Source organism: Oceanisphaera arctica (genome assembly GCF_002936955.1).
Taxonomy (GTDB): domain Bacteria; phylum Pseudomonadota; class Gammaproteobacteria; order Enterobacterales; family Aeromonadaceae; genus Oceanimonas; species Oceanimonas arctica.
This window is the reverse complement of record NZ_MPZM01000002.1, coordinates 108,512-129,315: the sequence shown is the minus strand read 5'-3', so window position 1 is coordinate 129,315 and position 20,804 is coordinate 108,512. Positions and strand designations below refer to the sequence as shown.

The window sequence follows — 20,804 nt, the reverse complement described above, 5'->3', positions numbered from 1 at the left end:
TATTACCAGATTACCTTCTCAGTTCCGTGTTTCCTTTACAGCGAATGATGGCATGAAGATGCTGACTAAGCTTTTACGCTGGTTGCAACCTCCATCTGCCACCGCCAACTTGGCGATACCGGTCAGTTTTGATGGGCCTGCTTATCTACAAGCCAATCCCGATGTCGCCGCCGCAGGAATGGACGCCTGGACCCATTACTCCCGCTATGGGCGGGCAGAACAACGTCCGTTGCGCCGAAACCGGGCATTGATCTATGAGCATCATCTCTGGCGTGGTCTTGAACGACGTATGCTTCCCTTATTGCAGGCACTGCCGCTGGACGAAAACGCCAGTGAGGAAGAGCGTGCTTCGGCACTGTGGGCATTGGCTCGTCGCGCTGCCTGGAAAGACTCCTGGCCGGAAGTTATCGCACACTTACAGACTTATATAAATACAACTCCCGGCCACGACATCACAACTGGCATATGGTTGTTGTCTGCCCTGGGGCTGCAACATACCGGCCAGCATGCGCGGGCTTTACAGATGCTCATACATGCCCAAGCCCTTTTGCCTGAAGAAACCGATTTATTGCTGGCACAGGCCAATATAGAAGCGCATGCTTCCACGACTCAACTGGCATTGATCAATCGGGTATTCCTCCGCCATGGTTTGTCTGCAGTGAGTGCCCTTTCATCATCAGATTCCCGACTTGATGGCTTGCAGGCTATACACACAGCCACGGCACACTGTTCTTTATCAGTGGCCCAAGCCAGAGTCAGTGTGATTATGCCAGTCTATAATGCGGCTGATTATATTGTTACGGCCTTACGTGCGTTGGCAGAACAGACCTGGCCCGAGCTTGAGTTAATTCTGGTTGATGATGCCAGTCAAGATAACACTCTCGATGTCGTGCACAACTGGCTGAAACAATATCCTCTTCCCCTTGGAAAAACGCTGAGAATACTGAAGCAAAATACGAATGATGGGGCCTATGCCGCCCGTAATGCAGGGCTGACAGTGGCCAGTGGCGCCTTTATCACTACACACGACAGTGATGATTGGTCACATCCGCAAAAAATAGAGCATCAGGTCTTGGCCCTATTGGATAAACCACAGTGTGTGGCTTCCATATCATACTGGGTACGGGCAACCCCGGATTTACAGTTCAGCCAGTGGCGCGCCGCTCAGCGCTGGACCGAGCGCAATGAATCTTCGTTGTTATTTCGTCGCCAGGTTATCAAAAAAACGGGTTACTGGGACAAGGTACGCGTGGCTGCCGATTCGGAATATTTGCTGCGTATTCAGGCCGCATTTGGAGCAGACAGTGTAATTGAAGTGTTGCCGAAGGTACCCTTGTCCATTGGCCGTGTGATGCCGTCGTCACTTACCCAGCTCGGTGAAACACACCTGGTCACGCAACTTAACGGTGTGCGCAAGTTTTATATTGATGCGGCACGACGCTGGCACGCTGCCACGGCTCATTCACGAAAAGGTCTGTATTTGACGAAGGATCCGGTTCAACGGCCATTCCTGGCGCCTGAAACATTATGTTGCGAGAAAAAATCGGTACACTTTGCTCACTCAATTGATTTAATTCAACAAAGTTCATGGTTTTCTGCTGATTGGTACAGTCAGAATTATACCGACTTGTTGAAAAGCACCATAGATCCCGCCTTGCACTATTACCATTATGGAGCAGCAGAAGGCAGAGACCCCGGGCCGGCCTTCAGTGCCTCCGGCTATGTTGCCTGCTACTCAAGTTCGAAGGATCCCATTACTTATCGAGAGGCACTACCTCATTTTCTGTCGATTGGCCACGAACAAGGCTATAAGCCTTGCCCACAGTTTCCGGGTGTGCAGCCCGAGCATTCTGGCCACCCATGGGTAATGGTATGTGGTCACCAGGCAGACCAGACTATATTTGGCGCGGAGCGCTGCTTGCTGGATGTATTGGCAGCCTTGTCTGCATTGCGAGTGAACGTATTAGTTACCTTGCCAACCGCCGTGAATGAAAATTATGTCGCTAACGTGCGTCAGCATTGCCATCGACTGGTGGTGCTGCCTTACTCTTGGTGGCATGCCAGTAAAGCTACCTGCCCACACACTCTGGATTTGTTTACTGGATTATTGAAGCAATATTCAATCACTCAGTTACTGGCCAATACGCTGGTACTTGATGAACCCATACTGGCGGCTAAACAATGTAATGTAGCGGTTGCCTGGTATGTACATGAGCTGATTGAGTCAGATTCCGATTTATGCACCGCCTTGGGTGCAACGGCTCCGTACATCCAGCAACGAGTGGCCGCTATGGCTGATCTAATTCTCGCTAACTCTCAAGCCGTGGCCAATTGCTGGCCGGATAAGCCTTCAGTGATCGTGCCTAATGTGGTGAACACCTCAGACTATGATCTACCTTTCCCCCGCTCCCACACCTTACGGGTAGCGTTGATCAGCAGTAATCTGCCAAAAAAAGGGTTGCATGATTTTGTTCAGTTGGCGCAACTGCTCGCAGAAAGCCCACATGCCATAAGCTTTTTATTAATCGGGCCAGCAAATAATGAAACTACCGCTTTAAAAGCCAGGCAAGCTGCCGGTCAATTAACGGAAAATTTGATTTTCATTGACTATATGCCAACCGCAACCGTACTGGCACAGACTGATATTGTGCTGAATGTATCTCATGTACAAGAGTCCTTCGGCCGCACCATACTGGAAGCCATGGCCGCCAGTCGCCCCGTTATCTGTTATGACTGGGGCGCCTTGCCGGAGCTGGTGATTCATGGTGAAAGCGGATTTCTGGCACCCATGGGTGATATTGCACAAGTTGCGGAATATGTAAGCTTACTGGCTGCTGACGAGACCATGCGCATCAAAATGGGACTCGTCGGAAAAAATCGCGCGCAACAATTATACAGCCCAGAAGTCATGCAGCAGGCACTGGCAACGATGTTTCAGCCTCGAATGGCCAGTACTTTTTAACCAGGAGAAATCCAAATGCAATATCAGTCATTTCCTGGTGTTAAAGGCAGCTCGACGTCCTTGCAAAAACTGGCAGCATTGCGTCTGCCTTCTCTCACTGGCAAGCGCTTTCTTGATGTCGGCTGTAATGAAGGTTTTTTTTGTGGCTATGCGCTGTTTAATTGCGCCAGCCAAGTCGTGGGCATGGACAAGTCTGCACACGCCATTAGCAAGGCATCGGTCCGCTTTCCGGATGCAGAGTTTATCAACCAGTCGTGGGATAGCCTGCCGACAGGGCCCTTTGATGTTATCACCCTGCTTTCTGCCCTGCATTATGCCGAGGATCAGGCCGAGCTCATTCATAAACTGATGGCGCTACTGGCAGACAATGGGTTGCTGGTGCTGGAGCTCAGCCTGGCGCCGGGTAAACAGGATGAATGGGTAAAAGTAAAACGTGCCATTGACGAGCGTTATTTTCCCACCCGCAACAAACTAAACAAAATATTGCAAGGCTATGCCTGGAAGGTGATCGGCCATAGCGTGATGCAGGCCGGCGATCCGCAACAGCGCTATGTGGTGCATATTCGAAAATTCAAACCTTATGCCTGGCTACTGATGCAAGAGCCTGCCTCAGGAAAGTCCACCATTAGCCGCCGTATGTTTGGCGGGAAGCCCGATACGAAGATCATTTCTGGCGATCATATATATCAGCAAATGAGTCAGGGCGAGTTTGAACTGTCACATAAAATGCGCAATCTGGTTGCAGCAGACTTTTCCACTGCGACCATAGATAAAACGACCCTGAAGGTGCTGGAACAAGGGTTGGCAGGCGAACTGGCGCAACTGTGGGCCGACCGGGCCGGATTTCGTGACTTCGTGCTCGACTCCTATGTGCCGGCAGAATATCGCCAACAGATAAAAGCTGCTTTGCAATCTCTCGGCTACTTCCCGGTTGAGGTGTCATGGGATGACTATACACCGTTAACAAAGGTACAGGAGTCGACCAACAGCGCCAGACAATATGAAACCTACCTGAAAAAAGAGCAGTCTGCCCTTGCCTGCGAATGTGTTCGGGTTAGCAAGCAACTGAAAAAAGAGCTTAAGACTCTCATTCAGTGGCATCTGGACTCTCCCGGTAGCGGAAAATGGTGCACCGGGACAGAAACCATCTGCGTGGCCGGCTGGGCGGTGACCAGGGATTATCTGAAAACCAGCTACCGCCTTTACGTTTCCGGACCGGAGGGCGAAGCGCAGTTTACACCAGAGAAGACAAGAACAGATGTGCTGGATGACGTCTTTGGCAGCGCAGAGACCGCTCCCGCTTTTTGGCAGGATCACCCCTGTGGCTTTTCCTTTGAGCTACCTGCAAGCTGGCTGGAAAGCGGTTTTGAGCTGGGGCTGGTGATCCATGATGCCCGTATTCCGCTGGCACACATTGCCATATCGCAGCCGAAAGCCGTAAGCCTGAGCACGCAATTGGTGCAAGGTCTGAAATGGCTATGGGGTTAGCATGACGCAATTACCCGCCCTGACATTTAAAACACAGCTGCAGCACCTCCGTCTTGGTATCGACTCTGCCATGGGTCCCTCCTGGGTGCGGGTGAGTGGTCAGCTGGAGTATGATGGGCCGAAGCTGGAAGCCGTTCTGGTTACTGAAAACAGGCAGGGTGATACCTTGTCGTTTAACCTGCCGGTGACGCTTAAAGGCAAGCTGTATGAGCTGGTTCGATTGCCATGCCTGGTTACCAAGGCGTGGCTTGAGATAAAAAGCATCGGCTCGGTTACCGGTGTAGACTCGGTGCGGATTGAACCCATCAATCCTGTCACCAGCCGCTATCTGATGTGGCGAAGGCTGTACAACACTTACACCCGGGTTTCAAAAACACAACGCCGCCTTTTAGGTCTGACCCCAGGTGGCATGCTGTTCAAACCTTATCCGTCTTACGCCCTGATCGGTAAAAGTCGCTACTATACCGCCTCTCCTTCTTACCCCGAATGGGTTGCCCAGACCGAGCAATTTACCTCGGCGGAGTACCTGCGTCTGAAGCGTGCCGTCAAACGGCTCGGATTAAAGAGCATGATGCTCGAAGTGGTGATCGACGCGCGAGGCCTTGAGTCGGCAGACTCTGTGTTGGATTCGCTAACCTCCCTGTACGCCCAACTAGAACTCCCTTTCCGGCCCTGGGTGCTAATCACCGCAGATACCATGCCTTGGTGGGCAGAAAAACTTCAGGATCAGGCTAAATTAATCAGTGACGATAGTATCGCCGCACACGCTGGTTGGCCCGGTTCAGATCAACAGCAATGGATATTCATGATACAGGCCGGCACCAAGCTGGCCCCCTGGGCTCTGGCCTGGATAGCCATGGAAGCACGCCATGCCTCCACCGCACTGATTTACCCGGATCACGATTATCTGGTGGATAACAAACGGGTGAACCCTCAGTTCAAGCCGGACTGGTCCGAAGAGCTGGCCCGCACTTCCGGCTATGTGGGCTCAGCCTTTGCGGTGCGTGCCGACTTGTTCAATCAGGTTATTCAGACAACCGGTTTTGATTGTGCCTATCAGCTGGTGCTGGATGTCACAACGCTGGCCGGCCCAGAGGCGATAAGTCATATTCCCGCAGTGCTGTGTCACTACGGGGTTCAATGCTCCACAACCTCCAGCCAACAGTCTCTGGAACAGCACTTGCGCAGGCATGAGATAGCGGCAAAGGTAGAGCCGCAAGGGGCACATCTGCGAGTGCGTTATCAGCAGCCAGAAAACCTGCCTAAAGTATCTATTGTGGTGCCCACCCGAGATGCCCTGCACTATCTGAAAACCTGTGTAGAAAGCCTGCTGCAAAAAACCACCTGGCCGGACTATGAACTGCTTATTGTGGATAACCAGAGCAGTGAGCCGGCGGCCTTGGCATACCTGGAGCAACTGGAAACAGACGGTCGGGTAAAGGTGCTGCATTACGCTCATCCCTTTAACTTTTCTGCCATCAATAATTTTGCGGTAGAGCAGGCAACAGGAGATGTGATCTGCCTGCTGAATAACGACACCGAGGTGATCAGCCCCGGCTGGCTGGAAGAAATGGTTTCCCGCCTGCTACAACCCGGTGTTGGCGTGGTAGGTGCCCGGCTGTATTTCAGTGATGGCCGGGTGCAGCATGCCGGTGACGTGCTGGGCCCCGGCGGCTGCGCTACCCACTTGCATGGTATTTTGGAGGCAGACGACCCCGGTTATATGCACAGGGCCATGCTGGCTCAGGATTTGTCTGCCGTTACCGCCGCTTGCTTTGTAACGCATAAACAGCTGTATCAGGAGCTAGACGGCCTGGATGAAACCAACCTGACCGTGGCTTTTAATGATGTGGATTATTGTCTGCGGGTAAGGGAGGCCGGACAACGGGTGATTTATACCCCTTATGCGGAGCTGTATCACCATGAGTCCGTTTCTCGCGGCAAAGACGACTCGCCGGAAAAACAGGCCAGAGCCAAACGTGAGGCGGAGTATATGCGCAACCGCTGGGGGCATATCATTGAACGCGACCCCTTTTATAATCCCAACCTCAATTACTCGCAGCCGGACTTTAAGCCGGGCAAGATCCCTCGGGTAGGCTGGCCGTGGTAAGCCGGCAGCCCAGAGCCCTGATAGTGGAACAGGGCGCCAATCCTACCAGCGACTTTTTTGTGCGTCCCTGGCTCGATGCCAACGGGGAGGAAATAACCACTCTGAGGCTTGATGATTCACCGCCATTATTAGATGAATCGTTACCAACAGTCATCTTTGTTCGTTATATCACACCGGCCTGGCGACAATGGGTGGAAAAAAACCGACAGAAAATGAGTCGGTTAGTGCTCTTTATGGACGATGATCTGTTCGATTTACGCCCTCATACGGGCCTGCCAATACGCTATCGCTGGAAGCTCTACCGACTGGCCTGGCGGCACCAGGCCTGGCTGAAAAAAATGGGGGCGGAACTATGGGTATCTACCCCCTGGCTGGCGGAAAAATACGTCAGCTGGCAGCCTACAGTCCTGCAACCGCAGTCACCCTACTCTGGTGTGGGTTCGGGGTTAAGTGCTCAAAAAACCCTGTTTTATCATGGCTCGGCTTCGCACAGCCAAGAGCTTGAATGGCTCTATCCAATGGTGGAGCAGGTACTAAACCAGGATCACACCCTGAGTTTTGAGCTGATAGGCAATAGTAAAGTACGCAACCGGTTTACGGCCCTGCCCCGGGTACATGTGCTGTACCCCATGGAATGGCCAGCCTATCAGGCGCTGTTAAGCCGGCCTGGTCGCACCATTGGCTTGGCGCCCTTGCTGGAAAACCGCTTCAATGCCGCCCGTGCTCACACCAAGTTTTTCGATATTACCCAGGCTGGTGCCGTGGGTATTTATGCCGACCATCCGGTATATCGCTCGATTATCCGTCACCAGCACAATGGCGTGCTGCTGCCGATGGACCAGCAAGCCTGGGCAGATGAGATTTTACGGCTGAGCAACGATGAACAAAGCAGGAAGAAGATGTTGGAAAACGCAAAACATCAGGTTTTTCCCTTGTAGCCGGCGCTTTAGCTGCAGGGGCTGCGTAGCAGGTTTTTAGGGCTCTGTTTGTTTGGTATTGTTTGCAAGTTTTCGCCAGCTAAAGCGCTGGCTACACAAAACCAACAAAGATCTGTAATAACGGCTACAAACCGAACAATTGATTGATATTTGCACGGAAACACAATGCGCAAAATTCTCGTTACCGGCGGGGCCGGCTTTATCGGCTCTGCCGTGGTACGCCGCATCATCCATCACACGCCAGATGCCGTGGTTAATGTGGATAAACTCACCTATGCCGGCAACCTGCAATCCCTCGCCGGGGTGGCGGATTCTTCACGCTACCACTTTGCCAAACTGGATATCTGCGACCGGGCCGGACTGGATGCGCTCTTTGCCGAGCACCAACCGGATGCGGTGATGCATCTGGCGGCAGAGAGCCATGTTGACAGATCCATTTCCGGCCCGGCGGAGTTCATCCACACCAATATCGTCGGCACCTATACCCTGCTGGAAGCCGCCCGCCATTACTGGAACCAGCTGGATACCGGGCGCAAGGCGACGTTTCGTTTTCATCATGTTTCTACCGACGAAGTCTATGGTGATTTGCACGGCATCGATGATCTCTTTACCGAAACCACACCTTATGCGCCCAGCAGCCCCTATTCCGCTTCCAAGGCCTCCAGTGATCATCTGGTAAGAGCCTGGCAGCGTACCTACGGCCTGCCCACGCTCATTACCAACTGCTCCAACAACTACGGGCCTTATCACTTCCCCGAAAAGCTGATTCCGTTGGTGATCCTCAACGCACTGGAAGGCAAGCCACTGCCTATTTACGGTAAGGGTGATCAAGTTCGCGACTGGCTGTATGTGGAAGATCATGCCCAGGCCCTGTATGAAGTAGTCACCCGTGGTGAGGTGGGGGAAACCTACAACATTGGTGGTCACAACGAAAAGCAAAATATAGAAATGGTACACACTATTTGTAACATACTCGACGAACTGGCCCCTTCACACTTCACGCCTTACTCCTCACTTCTCACTCACGTTGCCGACCGCCCCGGCCACGATCGGCGCTATGCCATTGATGCCACCAAAATTGAACGTGACCTGGACTGGAAACCACAAGAAACCTTTGAGTCCGGCATTCGTAAAACCGTGCTGTGGTATCTGGCCAATGAAGATTGGGTAAGCAATGTGAAACAACGCGGTAAGCCTTAAGCTGTAAGCGATCAGTTAAAGACAAACACAACCAATGTAGGGTCAAATCCATTCGACCGTTTTCAGGCCGTGCTGCCATGTTTGTCGAATAAATTCGACCCTACATACAGATACGGTTCAGCTTTATGGCTGCCCGCAGGGCTTTAATTATGAAAGGCAAAATGCGTGCATATTGTATTGTTAGGTAAAAATGGCCAGGTTGGCTGGGAACTGCAGCGCGCGCTGGCACCACTGGGGCGAGTAACGGCGCTGGATCGTCATGCGGTTGAGTACTGCGGTGATTTGAGCAGACCGGTTGAACTGGCTCGCACTTTACGAGCGCTCAGGCCGGATGTCATCGTTAATGCCGCCGCTTATACGGCGGTAGACAAGGCACAAGCCGAGCCTGAGCTGGCTACACAGATAAATGCAACCAGTGTGGCCGTGCTGGCTAAAGAGGCTGAGGCACTGAAGGCCTGGCTGGTGCACTATTCCACCGATTATGTGTTTAACGGCTCGGGCAGCATTCCTTGGCAAGAGCAAGACCCAACCGCACCGCTCAACCACTATGGCGCCAGCAAACTGGCCGGTGAGCAGGCCATTGCTCAATATTGCTCGCGTTACCTGATTTTTCGCACCAGCTGGGTTTATGCTGCCCGAGGCAATAATTTTGCTAAAACCATGTTGCGGCTGGGTAACGAGCGTACTGAGCTGAATGTGATCAGCGATCAAATTGGGGCCCCCACCGGTGCCGAGTTGATTGCCGATGTCACGGCCCATACCCTGCGCCAGACTATGCAGCAGCCGGCACTGGCCGGGCTTTATCATCTTGCCGCCAAAGGAGAAACCAGCTGGCATGACTATGCGGTTTTGGTATTTGAGCAGGCCCGCCGGGTCGGTGTACCGCTGGCCCTTACGCAGCTCGTGCCCATTCTCACCACTGCCTGGCCCACTCCGGCGGCGCGCCCGCTAAACTCCCGCCTGAACTGCAACAAACTAGAAGCCGCTTTTGGCCTGACCTTGCCGCCCTGGCAGCATGGGGTAAAACATACGCTCACCGACATTCTGGAGCAAGCCATTGAACAAGCGTAAAGGCATTATTCTGGCTGGTGGCTCCGGCACCCGGCTTTATCCGGTAACCATGGCGGTCAGCAAACAGCTGCTACCGGTTTACGACAAGCCGATGATCTACTATCCGCTCAGCACCCTGATGCTGGCCGGTATTCACGATATTCTGATCATCAGTACGCCACAAGATACGCCACGTTTTGAACAGCTGCTGGGTGACGGTAGTCAGTGGGGGCTTAACCTGCAGTATGCGGTGCAACCAAGTCCGGATGGTCTGGCCCAGGCATTTTTGATTGGCGAAGACTTTATCGGCCAGGATAATTGCGCCCTGGTGCTGGGTGACAATATTTTTTACGGTCACAACCTGCAGGCGGAATTAATGCAAGCCAGTGCGCAAGCAGAAGGTGCCACCGTGTTCGCCTACCATGTGCATGATCCCGAGCGTTACGGTGTTGTGGAGTTCAATGAACAGGGACAGGCTTTGTCACTGGAAGAAAAACCGGTTCTGCCCAAAAGTAACTATGCCATCACCGGTCTGTATTTTTACGATAACCATGTGGTTGATATAGCAAAAGGGTTGAAACCTTCGGCTAGAGGTGAGCTTGAAATTACCGACATCAACAACCACTACCTGAAGCAAGAAGCGTTGTCGGTGTCGATTATGGGCCGTGGTTATGCCTGGTTGGATACCGGCACTCACGAGAGTTTGAACGAGGCCAGTAATTTTATTCAGACCATAGAGCATCGCCAGGGGCTAAAAGTCGCCTGCCCCGAAGAAATCGCCTACCGCAAGGGCTTTATAAATGCCGAGCAGGTGCGTCAACTGGCAGCTCCGCTCGCTAAAAACGCTTACGGCCAGTATTTGTTACGTCTTATTCAACCTGGGTTTAAAGCATGAATATCATTAAAACCGGCATTCCCGATGTATTGATTATCGAGCCCAGGGTGTTTGGTGACGAACGAGGCTTTTTCTTTGAAAGCTTCAACGAACGACAATTTGAGCCGGCTGCTGGTCGACCGGTTAAATTTGTTCAGGATAACCACTCCCGCTCGGCCAGGGGCGTACTGCGTGGCCTGCATTATCAAGTTGCACAGCCGCAAGGCAAACTGGTGCGATGTAGCTTGGGTGAAGTATTTGATGTGGCGGTAGATATTCGACCCAACTCCCCTACGTTTGGCCAGTGGGAGGGCGTGTTTTTATCGGCCGAAAATAAACGCCAGGTGTGGATCCCCGAAGGCTTCGCCCACGGTTTTTTGGTGTTGTCTGACGTAGCCGAGTTTCTTTATAAAACCACCGATTATTATGCTCCCGAGCACGAACGTTGCATTCGGTGGGATGATCCCACACTTGCCATAGACTGGCCTTTGAAAGATGATCCTTTGCTATCGCAGAAAGATCAGCAAGCGCCGTTGTTTACCGATGCCAAACTGCCGGCAAGCTGATAGCTTGATTACATCCTGCTCCGCAGGACCGGCAGCTAAAGTGGCGCCTACAACATGGCCAAACATCGATGTTGGGTATTGTATTGGATTTTGTAGCCGGCGCTTTAGCTGACGCGAAAATGGGCAGACGACGCCATACCTGCAGAATCGGCGCCGTATGATCCGGCAGTCGAAGCACCGGCTACAAAAATAACGGGGTTTTATATCTTTTATGCTGCTTACCACCTCTCGCGGTATCTGGCGCCAGCGCCGGGTACTGAATGCGTTTCTATCTCCTCATTATCTTGGCAAGCAGGCAACTCCTGAATTAGCTGCTGTGGTCGGCTGGGGCATGAAGCCCAACACACAAAAAGCCCGCGCCCTTGCAGCCAAGCGTGCCCTACCCTTCTGGCAGCTGGAAGACGGTTTTGTGGGTTATATCGGTCACCCGGCCTCCGGGGCATCTCGCTTGTCGCTGATAGTGGATGAAGTGGGCGTGTATTACGACACCACTCGCCCAAGCCAGCTTGAGCAGATGCTGGATGACATGAGCTGGTGGAACGCGCAGTGGCAGCAGCGGGCTGAGCAGTTGCAAGCCTTGCTTGGCCATGAAGGCATTACCAAATACAACTGCTATGCCGATAACCAGCTGCCACCGGCGGTGGCTGAGCGCCTGGATACGTCTCGCCCCCGGGTGCTGGTGATTGATCAGACCCGGGGCGATCCGGCGGTGCGACTGGGGCAGGCCTGCGAGCGAAGCTTTGCCGATATGCTGGCTGCCGCTAAAGCAGATAACCCAACGGCGCAGATTATTGTGCGTACTCATCCGGATGTGTTGCTGGGCAAAAAGCAGGGCTATTTAACGGATGTTGCCGATGACGATGTGCTGCTGTTGGCCGATGCGGTTAACCCGTTTGCGCTGATGGCGGCGGTAAGCAAGGTGTATACGGTCACCTCGCAGCTGGGCTTTGAGGCCTTGCTGGCCGGCAAGCCAGTGGTGTGTTTTGGCGCACCCTTTTATGCCGGCTGGGGCGTCACCGACGACCGGGTAGCTATTCCGCGTCGAGGCGAACCCCGTACCGTACCGCAACTGCTGGCGGCCGCTTATTTGCGTTATTGCCGTTATGTGGACCCTATTACCGGTGAGCGCTGCGAACTGGAAGATTTACTGGATTTGATTCTGGCTCAGCGCAGCCCGGTACCAATAGTGGATACCCTGTATGCGGTGGGTTTTTCGCTCTGGCGACGGCGTTTTACCCCCCGGTTTTTAAGCCGCTATGCCCGAGATGTGAAGTTTGTAGACCGACTCCCCGCAGGGTCGAATTCATTCGGCCATTCGCAAAATATGGATTCCCGCCTGCGCGGGAATGACAAAGAGGCGGTCTTGGTCTGGGGTCGCCGTTTTGAATCGGAACTGGCCAACGGCGCTTTGCCGGTGTGGCGGATGGAAGACGGCTTTTTACGCTCGGTGGGGCTGGGATCGGATCTGCGTCGTCCGGGCTCGCTGGTGGTCGACAATCTGGGCATGTATTACGACCCGCGCACGCCCAGCGCCATTGAGCGGTATCTTGCCGGGCATGACTTTTCTGCCCTCGAGTTACAGCTGGGCGAACAGCTGGTCATTCATTTCAGGGAGCAGGCGCTCACCAAATACAATGTAGGCGATAATGCCCGACCACAGTGGCGGCAGCAGGCGGCGGGGCGCCCGATAATACTGGTGCCCGGCCAGGTGGATGATGATGCCTCCATTCAGCTGGGCAGCCCCTTTGTAAAGGGCAATGCAGCCCTGCTGCAGGCGGTGCGCCGGGATCATCCCGAGGCCTTTATCGTGTTCAAGCCACATCCGGATGTGGTGAGTGGCAATCGCAAGGGCCAGGTACCGGATGCGGTGCTTGAATGCTGTGCGGACACGGTAGAAACCCGGGCCGGAATTGTGGCCTGCCTGGATGAATGCGATACGGTGCATACCCTCACCTCACTTACCGGACTGGAAGCCTTGATCCGCGGCAAACCGGTTACGGTCTGGGGTCAGCCGTTTTATGCCGGCTGGGGGCTGACTCTCGATATGCACCCTGTGGAGCGCCGGGGTCGTGCCCTGCCCCTGGCCGCCCTGGTGTATGCCACTTATGCCTGGTACCCCACTTATGTGGACTATGCCACCGGCCTGTACAGCACCCCGCTGCGCATGGCCTGGCGGCTGGCCCGGGAACGGGAACAGTTCAAAGAGCCGAACAACACCTTGTTGCGCTGGGCCCATCGCCGCCTGCGCAAAGCCCGGTATTTGTGGGAGGCGTTAGCCCCTTTGGGGAGCTTTAAGCGGTAAGCTGTCAGCGGTAAGCTGTCAGCGGTAAGAAAAAACCAAAACACCGATGTTTGGATTGGGCTGTAGGCGCCGCTTTAGCTGGCGCGAATTTGCAAACAACGCCATATCTGCAGAATCGGCATCGTCTGCCCGGCGGCTAAAGCGCCGGCTACAAAAACAGTCAAGATAATGCTTTCAACACATGCTTGGGGTCGCGTTCAATCGCCCGTAGCAGTGCTTTTGCCGGACCTGTGGGCTCGCGGCGCCCTTGTTCCCAGTTACGCAGAGTACCAACATTGACATCAATCAGCTTGGCGAAACGCTGTTGAGTCAGTCCGGTATTTCTGCGTATCGTCTTTACCATGATGGCATTGACAACCATTTCGCGGGAAGGCTGGCGCTCTCCTTTAACAATTTCATCCATTTGGGTCATGCTTTCGGCCAGACGATCGAATAATTCGTTATCCATGACTCCACCTCTCGTTGATTGTACGTAAGATCTTCTTTTGCTCTGGTGTTAAGTCGTCTTGAACACCTTTTTTATAGATAAGTATCATTCTTATCTGGCTATCCGAGCTGACATGATAGTAAATCACCCTGACTCCACCTCGTTTCCCTTTTCCTTGTGCACTCCAGCGAACTTTCCTGAGGCCACCAGTGTCCTGAATAACGGGCCCGGATTTCGGGTTGATTGCCAGGTGCTGCTGTAGCTCCCGATATTCGTCGTCACCCAGTAAATCCTTGACGTCAGAGGTAAAAATTGGTGTTTCGATAAAAATCATGGTGTGCGCCAATGACGTACTTTGCTGCTTATTATGGGGGCTAACCTGTCATCCGGCAAGCTGTAGTGCAAGGAGACAAAGCGTCATGCAGCTGTAGCTGGCGCGAATTTGCAAACAATGCCATATCTTCAGACTCGGCATCGTCTGCCCCGGCAGCTAAAGCGCCGGCTACAAAACCACGGCGCCGATGTTTGGCCATGCTGTAGGCGCCGCTTCAGCCGGTGCGAATTTTCAGACGGTGCTATGCCTGCAGAATCGGCACCGTCTGCTCCGGCAGCTAAAGCGCCGGCTACAAAAACACGGTACCGTGTGATACCTGCAGGCGCCGCTTTAGCTGGCGCGAACCAACAAACAACGCCATATCTGCAGAATCGGCGCCGTCTGCCCCGGCAGCTAAAGCGCCGGCTACAAAAACACGGTACCGTGTGATACCTGCAGGCGCCGCTTTAGCTGGCGTGAACCAACAAACAACGCCATATCTGCAGAATCGGCACCGTCTGCTCCGGCAGCTAAAGCGCCGGCTACAAAAACACGGTACCGTGTGATACCTGCAGGCGCCGCTTTAGCTGGCGCGAATCTGCAAGCGGTGCTGTGTCTGCAGCATCGGCGCCGTTTGCCCCGGCAGCTTCCGACCCATGCGGATGATACAAAGAAAGATGTTAAAGTTGCCATGGACAGGAAGCTATGGTTTAAACGTCTTATTCTCAGACCGCCACCCCACAGGAGTGCATATGGAGCAACTGGCGAACATTATTGAGCTGGCGCGCCAGCGTTCAGATATTGCCGCTCTTTGGCTTTATGGTTCGCGGGCAAGGGGGGAGCATCATGCCGGTAGCGACTACGATCTGGCGGTGGTCTTTACCCTCTGGGAGCCAGATGCATTGTCTCGCCGGCTAAGGCCGGAAGAAGTAGCGATAGACTGGCAACATCAGCTTGCCATGCTGGAAGGCACCATTAGTGTGGTGGACCTGGCCATTGCTCCCGTCCCCCTTGGCTGGAGTGTGCTGAGCCAGGGCAAGCTGTTACTGGACCTGTCCCCTTCTAACCGAATGCAGGCAGAGCAGCGTATTTATTCCATGTGGGAGCTGGATTACGTTCATGCCCACAAAGCCGGAGAACAACATGGTTAACACCGGACCAAATGCCTACCTGAATGCGCAAAAAGAACATGTCGACCAGATTTGACCGAGCTGCAGCGGCGATTGCAACAAGCCCCCTGGAGCCGTTTTGAACAAAGAGCGGCAGAGAGAACTCTGCAAGTGCTCATAGAATCATGCATTGGTCTGGCCAAGCACTGGGCCAAAAAAGAAACCGGCATGGCCAGTAATGAAGCGCTTACCGCGTTCAACCGGCTGGTTGAAAAAGGGGTTATTGACAAAAGCACCCCCTGGCGCAAGGTGATCGGGCTCAGAAATGCGCTGGTGCATGACTACCTCGAAGTGGATCCCGTGATTGTGCACGATGTGATCGCACCGGATTATCATCAGGCGCTTATCGAGTTTGCCCGTTCGGGGATCAAGGCGCTGGGTTAACCGTGCCGCTTTAGCCGGCGCGAATTTTCAGGTATGGCGCCGAACAGCCCCTCCCCCTTGGCAGCGAGGTTGCAGGCATCACGCGGGTATTCGCCAGTAACCCCTCCCCAACCCTCCCCTTGCCTTGCACCCCGCTGTAGTTCTGCCAAATTCGAGGCTAAGGGGAGGGAGCAGAACGACGCCTGCCCCACCTGGGTGCAACACCATCGGTCGAATACTCTTTACCTAAAATAAGTCGACCCTACGCAAACCCACAAACAGCTTGATACCTGCAGAATCGATGTTGTCTGCCCCGGCGGCTGAAGCGCCGGCTACAAGACATGACACCGAGAAATAAAAAACCCGGCGCCTGGCCGGGTTTTTGGTTTATTCAGCGGGGAAGATTAACCCAGCAGCAGGCGGTTGATGCGGGCCACAAAGGCGGCGGGGTCTTTAAGACCGCCCTGCTCGGCCAGCTGGGCCTGCTCCAGCAGCAGCTGGGACCACTCGTTGAACTGGTCACCTTCTGCCAGGGTTTCCAGTTTTTTCACCAGCACGTGCTCTGGGTTCAGCTCCAGAATGTACTTCTGCTCGGGCACCGGCTGACCGGCAGAGCGCATCAGCTTGATCATCTGGGTGCTCATGTCATGCTCACCGGCCACCACACAAGAAGGGGTGCTGGTCAGACGATGGGTCAGACGCACTTCCTTGATCTCGTCGCCCAATGCGGTTTTTACCCGATCCAGCAACGGTGCCAGTGCTTCTTTGGCTTCTTCCTGCGCTTTCTTGGTTTCTTCGTCGTCCAGCTCGCCCAGGTCCAGTTCACCCTTGGTGACGGACACGAACTGCTTGTCCTGGAAGTCGCTCAGGTGGTTCATCAGCCACTCGTCGACCCGCTCCCACATCAGCAGTACTTCGATGCCCTTCTTCTGGAAGATTTCCAGGTGCGGGCTGTGACTAGCGGCGGCATAGCTGTCGGCGGTGATGTAGTAGATCTTGTCCTGACCTTCCTTCATGCGCGCTATGTAATCTTCAAGCGACACTGTCTGGGCATCGGAGTCGTTATGGGTGCTGGCGAAGCGCAGCAGACCGGCGATTTGCTCGCGGTTGCCGTAGTCTTCGGCCGGGCCTTCTTTCAGCACGTTGCCGAACTCTTTCCAGAAGCCCTGGTATTTGTCGGCGTCGTTCTTCGCCATCTGCTCCAGCATGGTCAGCACGCGCTTGCTGCAGGCCTTGCGCAGCTGGGCGGTGATCTTGTTGTCTTGCAGAATTTCGCGCGATACGTTCAGCGGCAGATCGTTGGAGTCGAGCACCCCTTTCACGAACCGCAGGTATGTTGGCATAAACTGCTCGGCATCATCCATGATGAACACCCGCTGCACATACAGCTTGAGGCCGTGGCTCTGATCCCGGTTCCACATGTCGAACGGTGCCTTGGCGGGCACATACAGCAGGCTGGTGTATTCCTGATTGCCTTCTACCTTGTTGTGGCTCCAGCCCAGGGCGTCCTGATAGTCGTGAGAGATGTGCTTGTAGAATTCCTGGTATTCTTCGTCGCTCACCTCACCCTTGGAACGGGTCCACAGGGCGGTGGCCTTGTTTACCTGCTCCCACTCGCCTTCGGTGGCGGCGATGGTTTCGCCGTCTTCCACTGCCTGCTCGGGCTCGCCGTCTTTCCACATTTCCACGGCGATGCTGATGTGATCGGAATATTTGCCGATGATGCTGCGCAGGCGCCAGTCGTCGAGGAATTCCAGCTCGGCTTCACGCAGGTGCAGAATAACGTCGGTGCCGCGACCGGCCTTTTCTATGTCGGCCACGGTAAAGCTGCCGTCACCGTCGGATTCCCAACGTACACCCCGGTCGGTAGGCAGACCGGCGGCGCGGCTGAGCACGGTGACCTTGTCGGCCACGATAAAGGCGGAGTAGAAGCCTACGCCAAACTGGCCGATCAGCTGGGAGTCTTTGGCCTGATCGCCAGACAGCTGGCCGAAAAAGGACTTGGTGCCGGATTTGGCGATGGTGCCCAGGTGCTCGATGACTTCGTCCCGGCTCATGCCGAGGCCGTTGTCGGAGATGGTCAGGGTCTTGTTGTCTTTGTCCAGCACCAGACGCACCCGCAGGTTGCCGTCCGCTTCATAGAGGGCGCTGTCAGACAGCGCCTTGAAGCGCAGTTTGTCGGCGGCGTCGGCGGCGTTGGACACCAGCTCGCGCAGAAACACCTCTTTATTGGAATAGAGGCTGTGGGCCATCAGGTTGAGCAGTTGTTTGACTTCGGTTTGAAAACCATGAGTTTCGGTATGCACAGCTTCTGACATCTTGAGTTCCTTGCTTGGGTTTGACTTCTGTACAGAAAGATGGGGCTGGCCGGGTGGATTTCAAGGGCAAACGGAAAAAACGTGAGGCAAAGCGGAAACCAAGCTGCAAGCCGTGAGCTTTAAGTTAAAGACACACACCATGGTTGCAGGATTGGCGTTATGTCTGTGGGGCTTGCGTTGTCTGACGGTTTGCGCCGGCTGAAGCGGCGCCTACAGCATGGCCAGACATCGGCGCCGTGTTTTTGTAGCCGGCGCTTTAGCTGCCGGAGCAGACGATGCCGATTCTGCAGGCATAGCACCGTCTGAAAATTCGCGCCGGCTGAAGCGGCGTCTACAGCATGACCAGACATCGGCGCCGTGTTTTTGTAGCCGGCGCTTTAGCTGCCGGAGCAGGCGGTGCCGATTCTGCAGGCATAGCGCCGTCTGAAAATTTGCGCCGGCTGAAGCGGCGCCTACAGCATGGCCAAACATCGGCGCCGTGGTTTTGTAGCCGGCGCTTTAGCTGCCGGAGCAGACGGTGCCGATTCTGCAGGCATAGCACCGTCTGAAAATTCGCGCCGGCTGAAGCGGCGCCTACGGCTGCTTTTCAGTAATAACTTTTCCCGCTTTCTGCCATCCGGCGTAACGGCTCGCAGGGGGTGAAACGTTCGCCGTATTTGCGGCCGTATTCTTCCATTTTATCCAGCACGGCTTGAATGCCCTGCTGGTGCATGTAATAGAAGGGGCCACCGCTGAAGGGCGGGAAGCCGATGCCGAAGATGGCGCCGATGTCGCCGTCCCGGGCCAAGGCAATTACGCCCTCGTCCAGGGTCAGTGCCGCCTCGTTCAGCATCAAGAGCACACAGCGCTCGGCCAGTTCCTGAGCCGGCAGTCGACTGTGAGGCTTGATACCCAACAACGAATACAGACTCTCATCCACCGGCTTGTGTTTGCCTTTTTTGTCGTGACGGTAAAAGCCGCGGCCGTTCTTCTTGCCGTGCCGCTTGTCGTCCAGCAGCTTGCCGAACACGTCGGGGGCGGTGAAGCGCTCACCCAGCTCCCGCACCAGAATGGGCGAGATTTTGGCGGCCACGTCGATGCCCACTTCGTCCAGCAATGTCATGGGCCCCACCGGAAAACCGTAATCCAGCAGCGCACTGTCGATGGCCTCGATGGGCTCGCCTTCCAGCAGCAGCCGCGCTGCCTCGTTGAGGTAAGGGGCCAGTATCCGGTTTACGTAAAAACCGGCTTTGTCCTGCACCACTATCGGCGTCTTGCCCTGAGCCCGGGCCAGTTTCAACGCCGTTGCCACTGTAGTAGGGCTGGTGCCCACATGAGGGATGATTTCCGCCAGCGGCATCTTGTCGACAGGGCTGAAGTAATGCAGCCCCACCACCTGCTCGGGCCGGGCCGCGCCTTCGGCAATCTGGTGAATGGGCAGCGACGAGGTATTGGTGGCAAAGATAGTGTGCGCCGGGCAGTTCGCCTCTACCTCAGCCACCATCTGCCGCTTGATCTCCAGATCTTCAAACACAGCTTCCACCACCAAATCGACCCGCTCGAAGCCGCTGTAATCCAGGGTGCCGGTGATCCGCGCCAGCTGCCGTTGCATCTCGCTATCCCGCAGCTGTTTCTTCTTCACCCTGGTCGCCAACAAACCATGCGCGTTGGCCATGGCCTGATTGATGCCCTTGTGGGAAATGTCCTTGATGCGTACCGGCAAGCCGGCTTTGGTGGCGGTGACAAAGGCGATGCCGCCACCCATGAGGCCGCCGCCCAGCACGCCGATGCGGGCAAGCGAGTTTGGATCTTCTCCCTGCCAGCGGGTTTCCTTCTTCATGTCGGTGGTGGTGAAAAACAGCTGGCGCAACGCCGCCGACTCAGGGCTCATCACCAGCTCGCCAAAGGCCGTGGCTTCGGCGGCCAGCCCCTTGCTTATACCCTGGTTCAGGCCGGTACGCACCACCTCCAGCAAACGCTCCGGCGCCGGGTACTTGCCACGGGTTTTATGACGTAGGGTGCTGAGCGCCTTGTCGAACACCAGCTTGCGGCCAATGGGGTTGGCTGCAAGCAGAAGGGTTTTCAGGTCTTTTTTGCGGGAACGTTTCGGTTTGCCCTCGCGCGCCAGGGCGACTGCCGTGTCGAGCAGTATACTGTGCGGCACCATGTCATCCACCAGCCCGGCTTTTAACGCCTGTTTGGGCCTTAGCTGCTTGCCGGTCAGCATCATGTCCAGTGCCCGGGTCAGACCCACCAATCGAGGCAAACGCTGGGTACCGCCGGAGCCGGGAATGAGCCCCAGTTGCACCTCCGGCAATCCCAGTCGGGTCTTGCCGTCGTCGCTGCACACCCGGCCATGACAAGCCAGCGCCAGCTCCAGACCGCCGCCCAGGCAGGGGCCGTGAATGGCGGCTATCAAGGGTATCTTGAGTGCCGCCAGCTCGTTGAATATGTCCTGCCCGGCGCGGGACAGGGCCGCAGCCTGCCCGGCGCTGGTGCACTCATTCAGCATGCGTACGTCGGCCCCGGCAATAAAGGAGTCGGGCTTGCCCGAACACAGCACCAGCCCCTTGATGCTGCTGTCGGCGGCAATCTCGGCCAGCAGTGCTTTTATTTCGTCAACGAAACTGGCGCGCAGTGTGTTCATGCGCTCGCCCGGCACGTCCATGGTGATGATGCCGATGCCGTCTTCATTACGCAGAGTAAAGGTGGAAGAAGTCATCTGTTCGGTCCTTGTTTTGGTCA

At 55.0% G+C, this 20,804-nt stretch carries 15 protein-coding genes; 11 read left to right on the top strand and 4 right to left on the bottom strand.

All coding sequences use genetic code 11. From position 1 onward, the window contains the following. Positions 1 to 52 precede the first annotated feature (52 nt). From UN63_RS01780 to UN63_RS01740, 9 genes are all read left to right on the top strand, one after another. On the top strand, positions 53 to 2,962 hold the full coding sequence (locus UN63_RS01780; RefSeq protein WP_104485069.1) for a glycosyltransferase: 2,910 nt from the start codon (positions 53 to 55) through the stop codon (positions 2,960 to 2,962). A 15-nt stretch (positions 2,963 to 2,977) separates the two neighbouring features. Beyond that, a complete protein-coding gene (locus UN63_RS01775) occupies positions 2,978 to 4,450 on the top strand; it encodes a class I SAM-dependent methyltransferase (RefSeq protein ID WP_104485068.1) in 1,473 nt (490 codons plus the stop codon). 1 nt (position 4,451) lies between these two features. Beyond that, on the top strand, positions 4,452 to 6,560 hold the full coding sequence (locus UN63_RS01770) for a glycosyltransferase family 2 protein (protein ID WP_104485067.1): 2,109 nt from the start codon (positions 4,452 to 4,454) through the stop codon (positions 6,558 to 6,560). Positions 6,561 to 6,772: 212 nt separating this feature from the next. Next, a complete protein-coding gene (locus tag UN63_RS01765) occupies positions 6,773 to 7,498 on the top strand; it encodes a glycosyltransferase family protein (RefSeq protein ID WP_229793473.1) in 726 nt (241 codons plus the stop codon). A 165-nt stretch (positions 7,499 to 7,663) separates the two neighbouring features. Then, positions 7,664 to 8,698: a dTDP-glucose 4,6-dehydratase gene (gene rfbB / locus UN63_RS01760; protein ID WP_104485065.1), complete on the top strand. Its 1,035-nt coding sequence runs from the start codon at positions 7,664 to 7,666 to the stop codon at positions 8,696 to 8,698. A 165-nt stretch (positions 8,699 to 8,863) separates the two neighbouring features. Continuing rightward, on the top strand, positions 8,864 to 9,769 hold the full coding sequence (gene rfbD, locus UN63_RS01755; protein WP_104485064.1) for a dTDP-4-dehydrorhamnose reductase: 906 nt from the start codon (positions 8,864 to 8,866) through the stop codon (positions 9,767 to 9,769). Beyond that, entirely contained in the window at positions 9,756 to 10,643 is an 888-nt protein-coding gene (gene rfbA, locus UN63_RS01750) for a glucose-1-phosphate thymidylyltransferase RfbA (RefSeq protein WP_104485063.1), read from the top strand. The genes rfbD and rfbA overlap by 14 nt, the downstream gene beginning before the upstream one ends. Then, entirely contained in the window at positions 10,640 to 11,188 is a 549-nt protein-coding gene (rfbC, locus tag UN63_RS01745; protein WP_104485062.1) for a dTDP-4-dehydrorhamnose 3,5-epimerase, read from the top strand. The genes rfbA and rfbC overlap by 4 nt, the downstream gene beginning before the upstream one ends. A gap of 211 nt (positions 11,189 to 11,399) precedes the next feature. Beyond that, positions 11,400 to 13,490, top strand: a complete 2,091-nt coding sequence (locus tag UN63_RS01740; protein ID WP_104485061.1) for a capsular polysaccharide biosynthesis protein — start codon at positions 11,400 to 11,402, stop codon at positions 13,488 to 13,490. A 160-nt stretch (positions 13,491 to 13,650) separates the two neighbouring features. Here the strand turns inward: UN63_RS01740 and UN63_RS01735 are convergent, their stop codons facing one another. Continuing rightward, positions 13,651 to 13,938, bottom strand: a complete 288-nt coding sequence (locus UN63_RS01735; RefSeq protein ID WP_104485060.1) for a helix-turn-helix domain-containing protein — start codon at positions 13,936 to 13,938, stop codon at positions 13,651 to 13,653. Continuing rightward, entirely contained in the window at positions 13,931 to 14,251 is a 321-nt protein-coding gene (locus UN63_RS01730) for a hypothetical protein (RefSeq protein ID WP_104485059.1), read from the bottom strand. Before UN63_RS01730 ends, UN63_RS01735 begins: the two co-directional genes overlap by 8 nt. 731 nt (positions 14,252 to 14,982) lie before the next feature. Here UN63_RS01730 and mntA point away from each other — a divergent pair. Next, the gene (gene mntA / locus UN63_RS01725; RefSeq protein ID WP_104485058.1) at positions 14,983 to 15,381 is read left to right on the top strand and encodes a type VII toxin-antitoxin system MntA family adenylyltransferase antitoxin; all 399 of its coding nucleotides are present in this window, start codon (positions 14,983 to 14,985) and stop codon (positions 15,379 to 15,381) included. Positions 15,382 to 15,432: 51 nt separating this feature from the next. Further along, the gene (gene hepT / locus UN63_RS01720; protein ID WP_104485057.1) at positions 15,433 to 15,783 is read left to right on the top strand and encodes a type VII toxin-antitoxin system HepT family RNase toxin; all 351 of its coding nucleotides are present in this window, start codon (positions 15,433 to 15,435) and stop codon (positions 15,781 to 15,783) included. A gap of 383 nt (positions 15,784 to 16,166) precedes the next feature. Here hepT and htpG read toward each other — a convergent pair whose 3' ends face one another. Together htpG and fadJ are read right to left on the bottom strand one after the other, a co-directional pair. Further along, positions 16,167 to 18,080, bottom strand: a complete 1,914-nt coding sequence (gene htpG / locus UN63_RS01715; RefSeq protein ID WP_104485056.1) for a molecular chaperone HtpG — start codon at positions 18,078 to 18,080, stop codon at positions 16,167 to 16,169. Positions 18,081 to 18,666: 586 nt separating this feature from the next. Then, positions 18,667 to 20,781 (bottom strand): fatty acid oxidation complex subunit alpha FadJ, encoded by a 2,115-nt coding sequence (gene fadJ, locus UN63_RS01710; RefSeq protein ID WP_104485134.1) that lies wholly within the window; start codon positions 20,779 to 20,781, stop codon positions 18,667 to 18,669. Positions 20,782 to 20,804: the final 23 nt, after the last annotated feature.

What these genes read in the sequence shown, in the direction of transcription:
- UN63_RS01780 (WP_104485069.1), top strand. Translation starts at nt 53, where the DNA reads ATGAAGATGCTGACTAAGCTTTTACGCTGGTTGCAACCTCCATCTGCC.
- UN63_RS01775 (WP_104485068.1), top strand. Translation starts at nt 2,978, where the DNA reads ATGCAATATCAGTCATTTCCTGGTGTTAAAGGCAGCTCGACGTCCTTG.
- htpG (WP_104485056.1), bottom strand. Translation starts at nt 18,080, where the DNA reads ATGTCAGAAGCTGTGCATACCGAAACTCATGGTTTTCAAACCGAAGTC.
- UN63_RS01740 (WP_104485061.1), top strand. Translation starts at nt 11,400, where the DNA reads ATGCTGCTTACCACCTCTCGCGGTATCTGGCGCCAGCGCCGGGTACTG.
- fadJ (WP_104485134.1), bottom strand. Translation starts at nt 20,781, where the DNA reads ATGACTTCTTCCACCTTTACTCTGCGTAATGAAGACGGCATCGGCATC.
- UN63_RS01765 (WP_229793473.1), top strand. Translation starts at nt 6,773, where the DNA reads ATGAGTCGGTTAGTGCTCTTTATGGACGATGATCTGTTCGATTTACGC.
- UN63_RS01735 (WP_104485060.1), bottom strand. Translation starts at nt 13,938, where the DNA reads ATGGATAACGAATTATTCGATCGTCTGGCCGAAAGCATGACCCAAATG.
- rfbB (WP_104485065.1), top strand. Translation starts at nt 7,664, where the DNA reads ATGCGCAAAATTCTCGTTACCGGCGGGGCCGGCTTTATCGGCTCTGCC.
- rfbC (WP_104485062.1), top strand. Translation starts at nt 10,640, where the DNA reads ATGAATATCATTAAAACCGGCATTCCCGATGTATTGATTATCGAGCCC.
- UN63_RS01770 (WP_104485067.1), top strand. Translation starts at nt 4,452, where the DNA reads ATGACGCAATTACCCGCCCTGACATTTAAAACACAGCTGCAGCACCTC.
- mntA (WP_104485058.1), top strand. Translation starts at nt 14,983, where the DNA reads ATGGAGCAACTGGCGAACATTATTGAGCTGGCGCGCCAGCGTTCAGAT.
- UN63_RS01730 (WP_104485059.1), bottom strand. Translation starts at nt 14,251, where the DNA reads ATGATTTTTATCGAAACACCAATTTTTACCTCTGACGTCAAGGATTTA.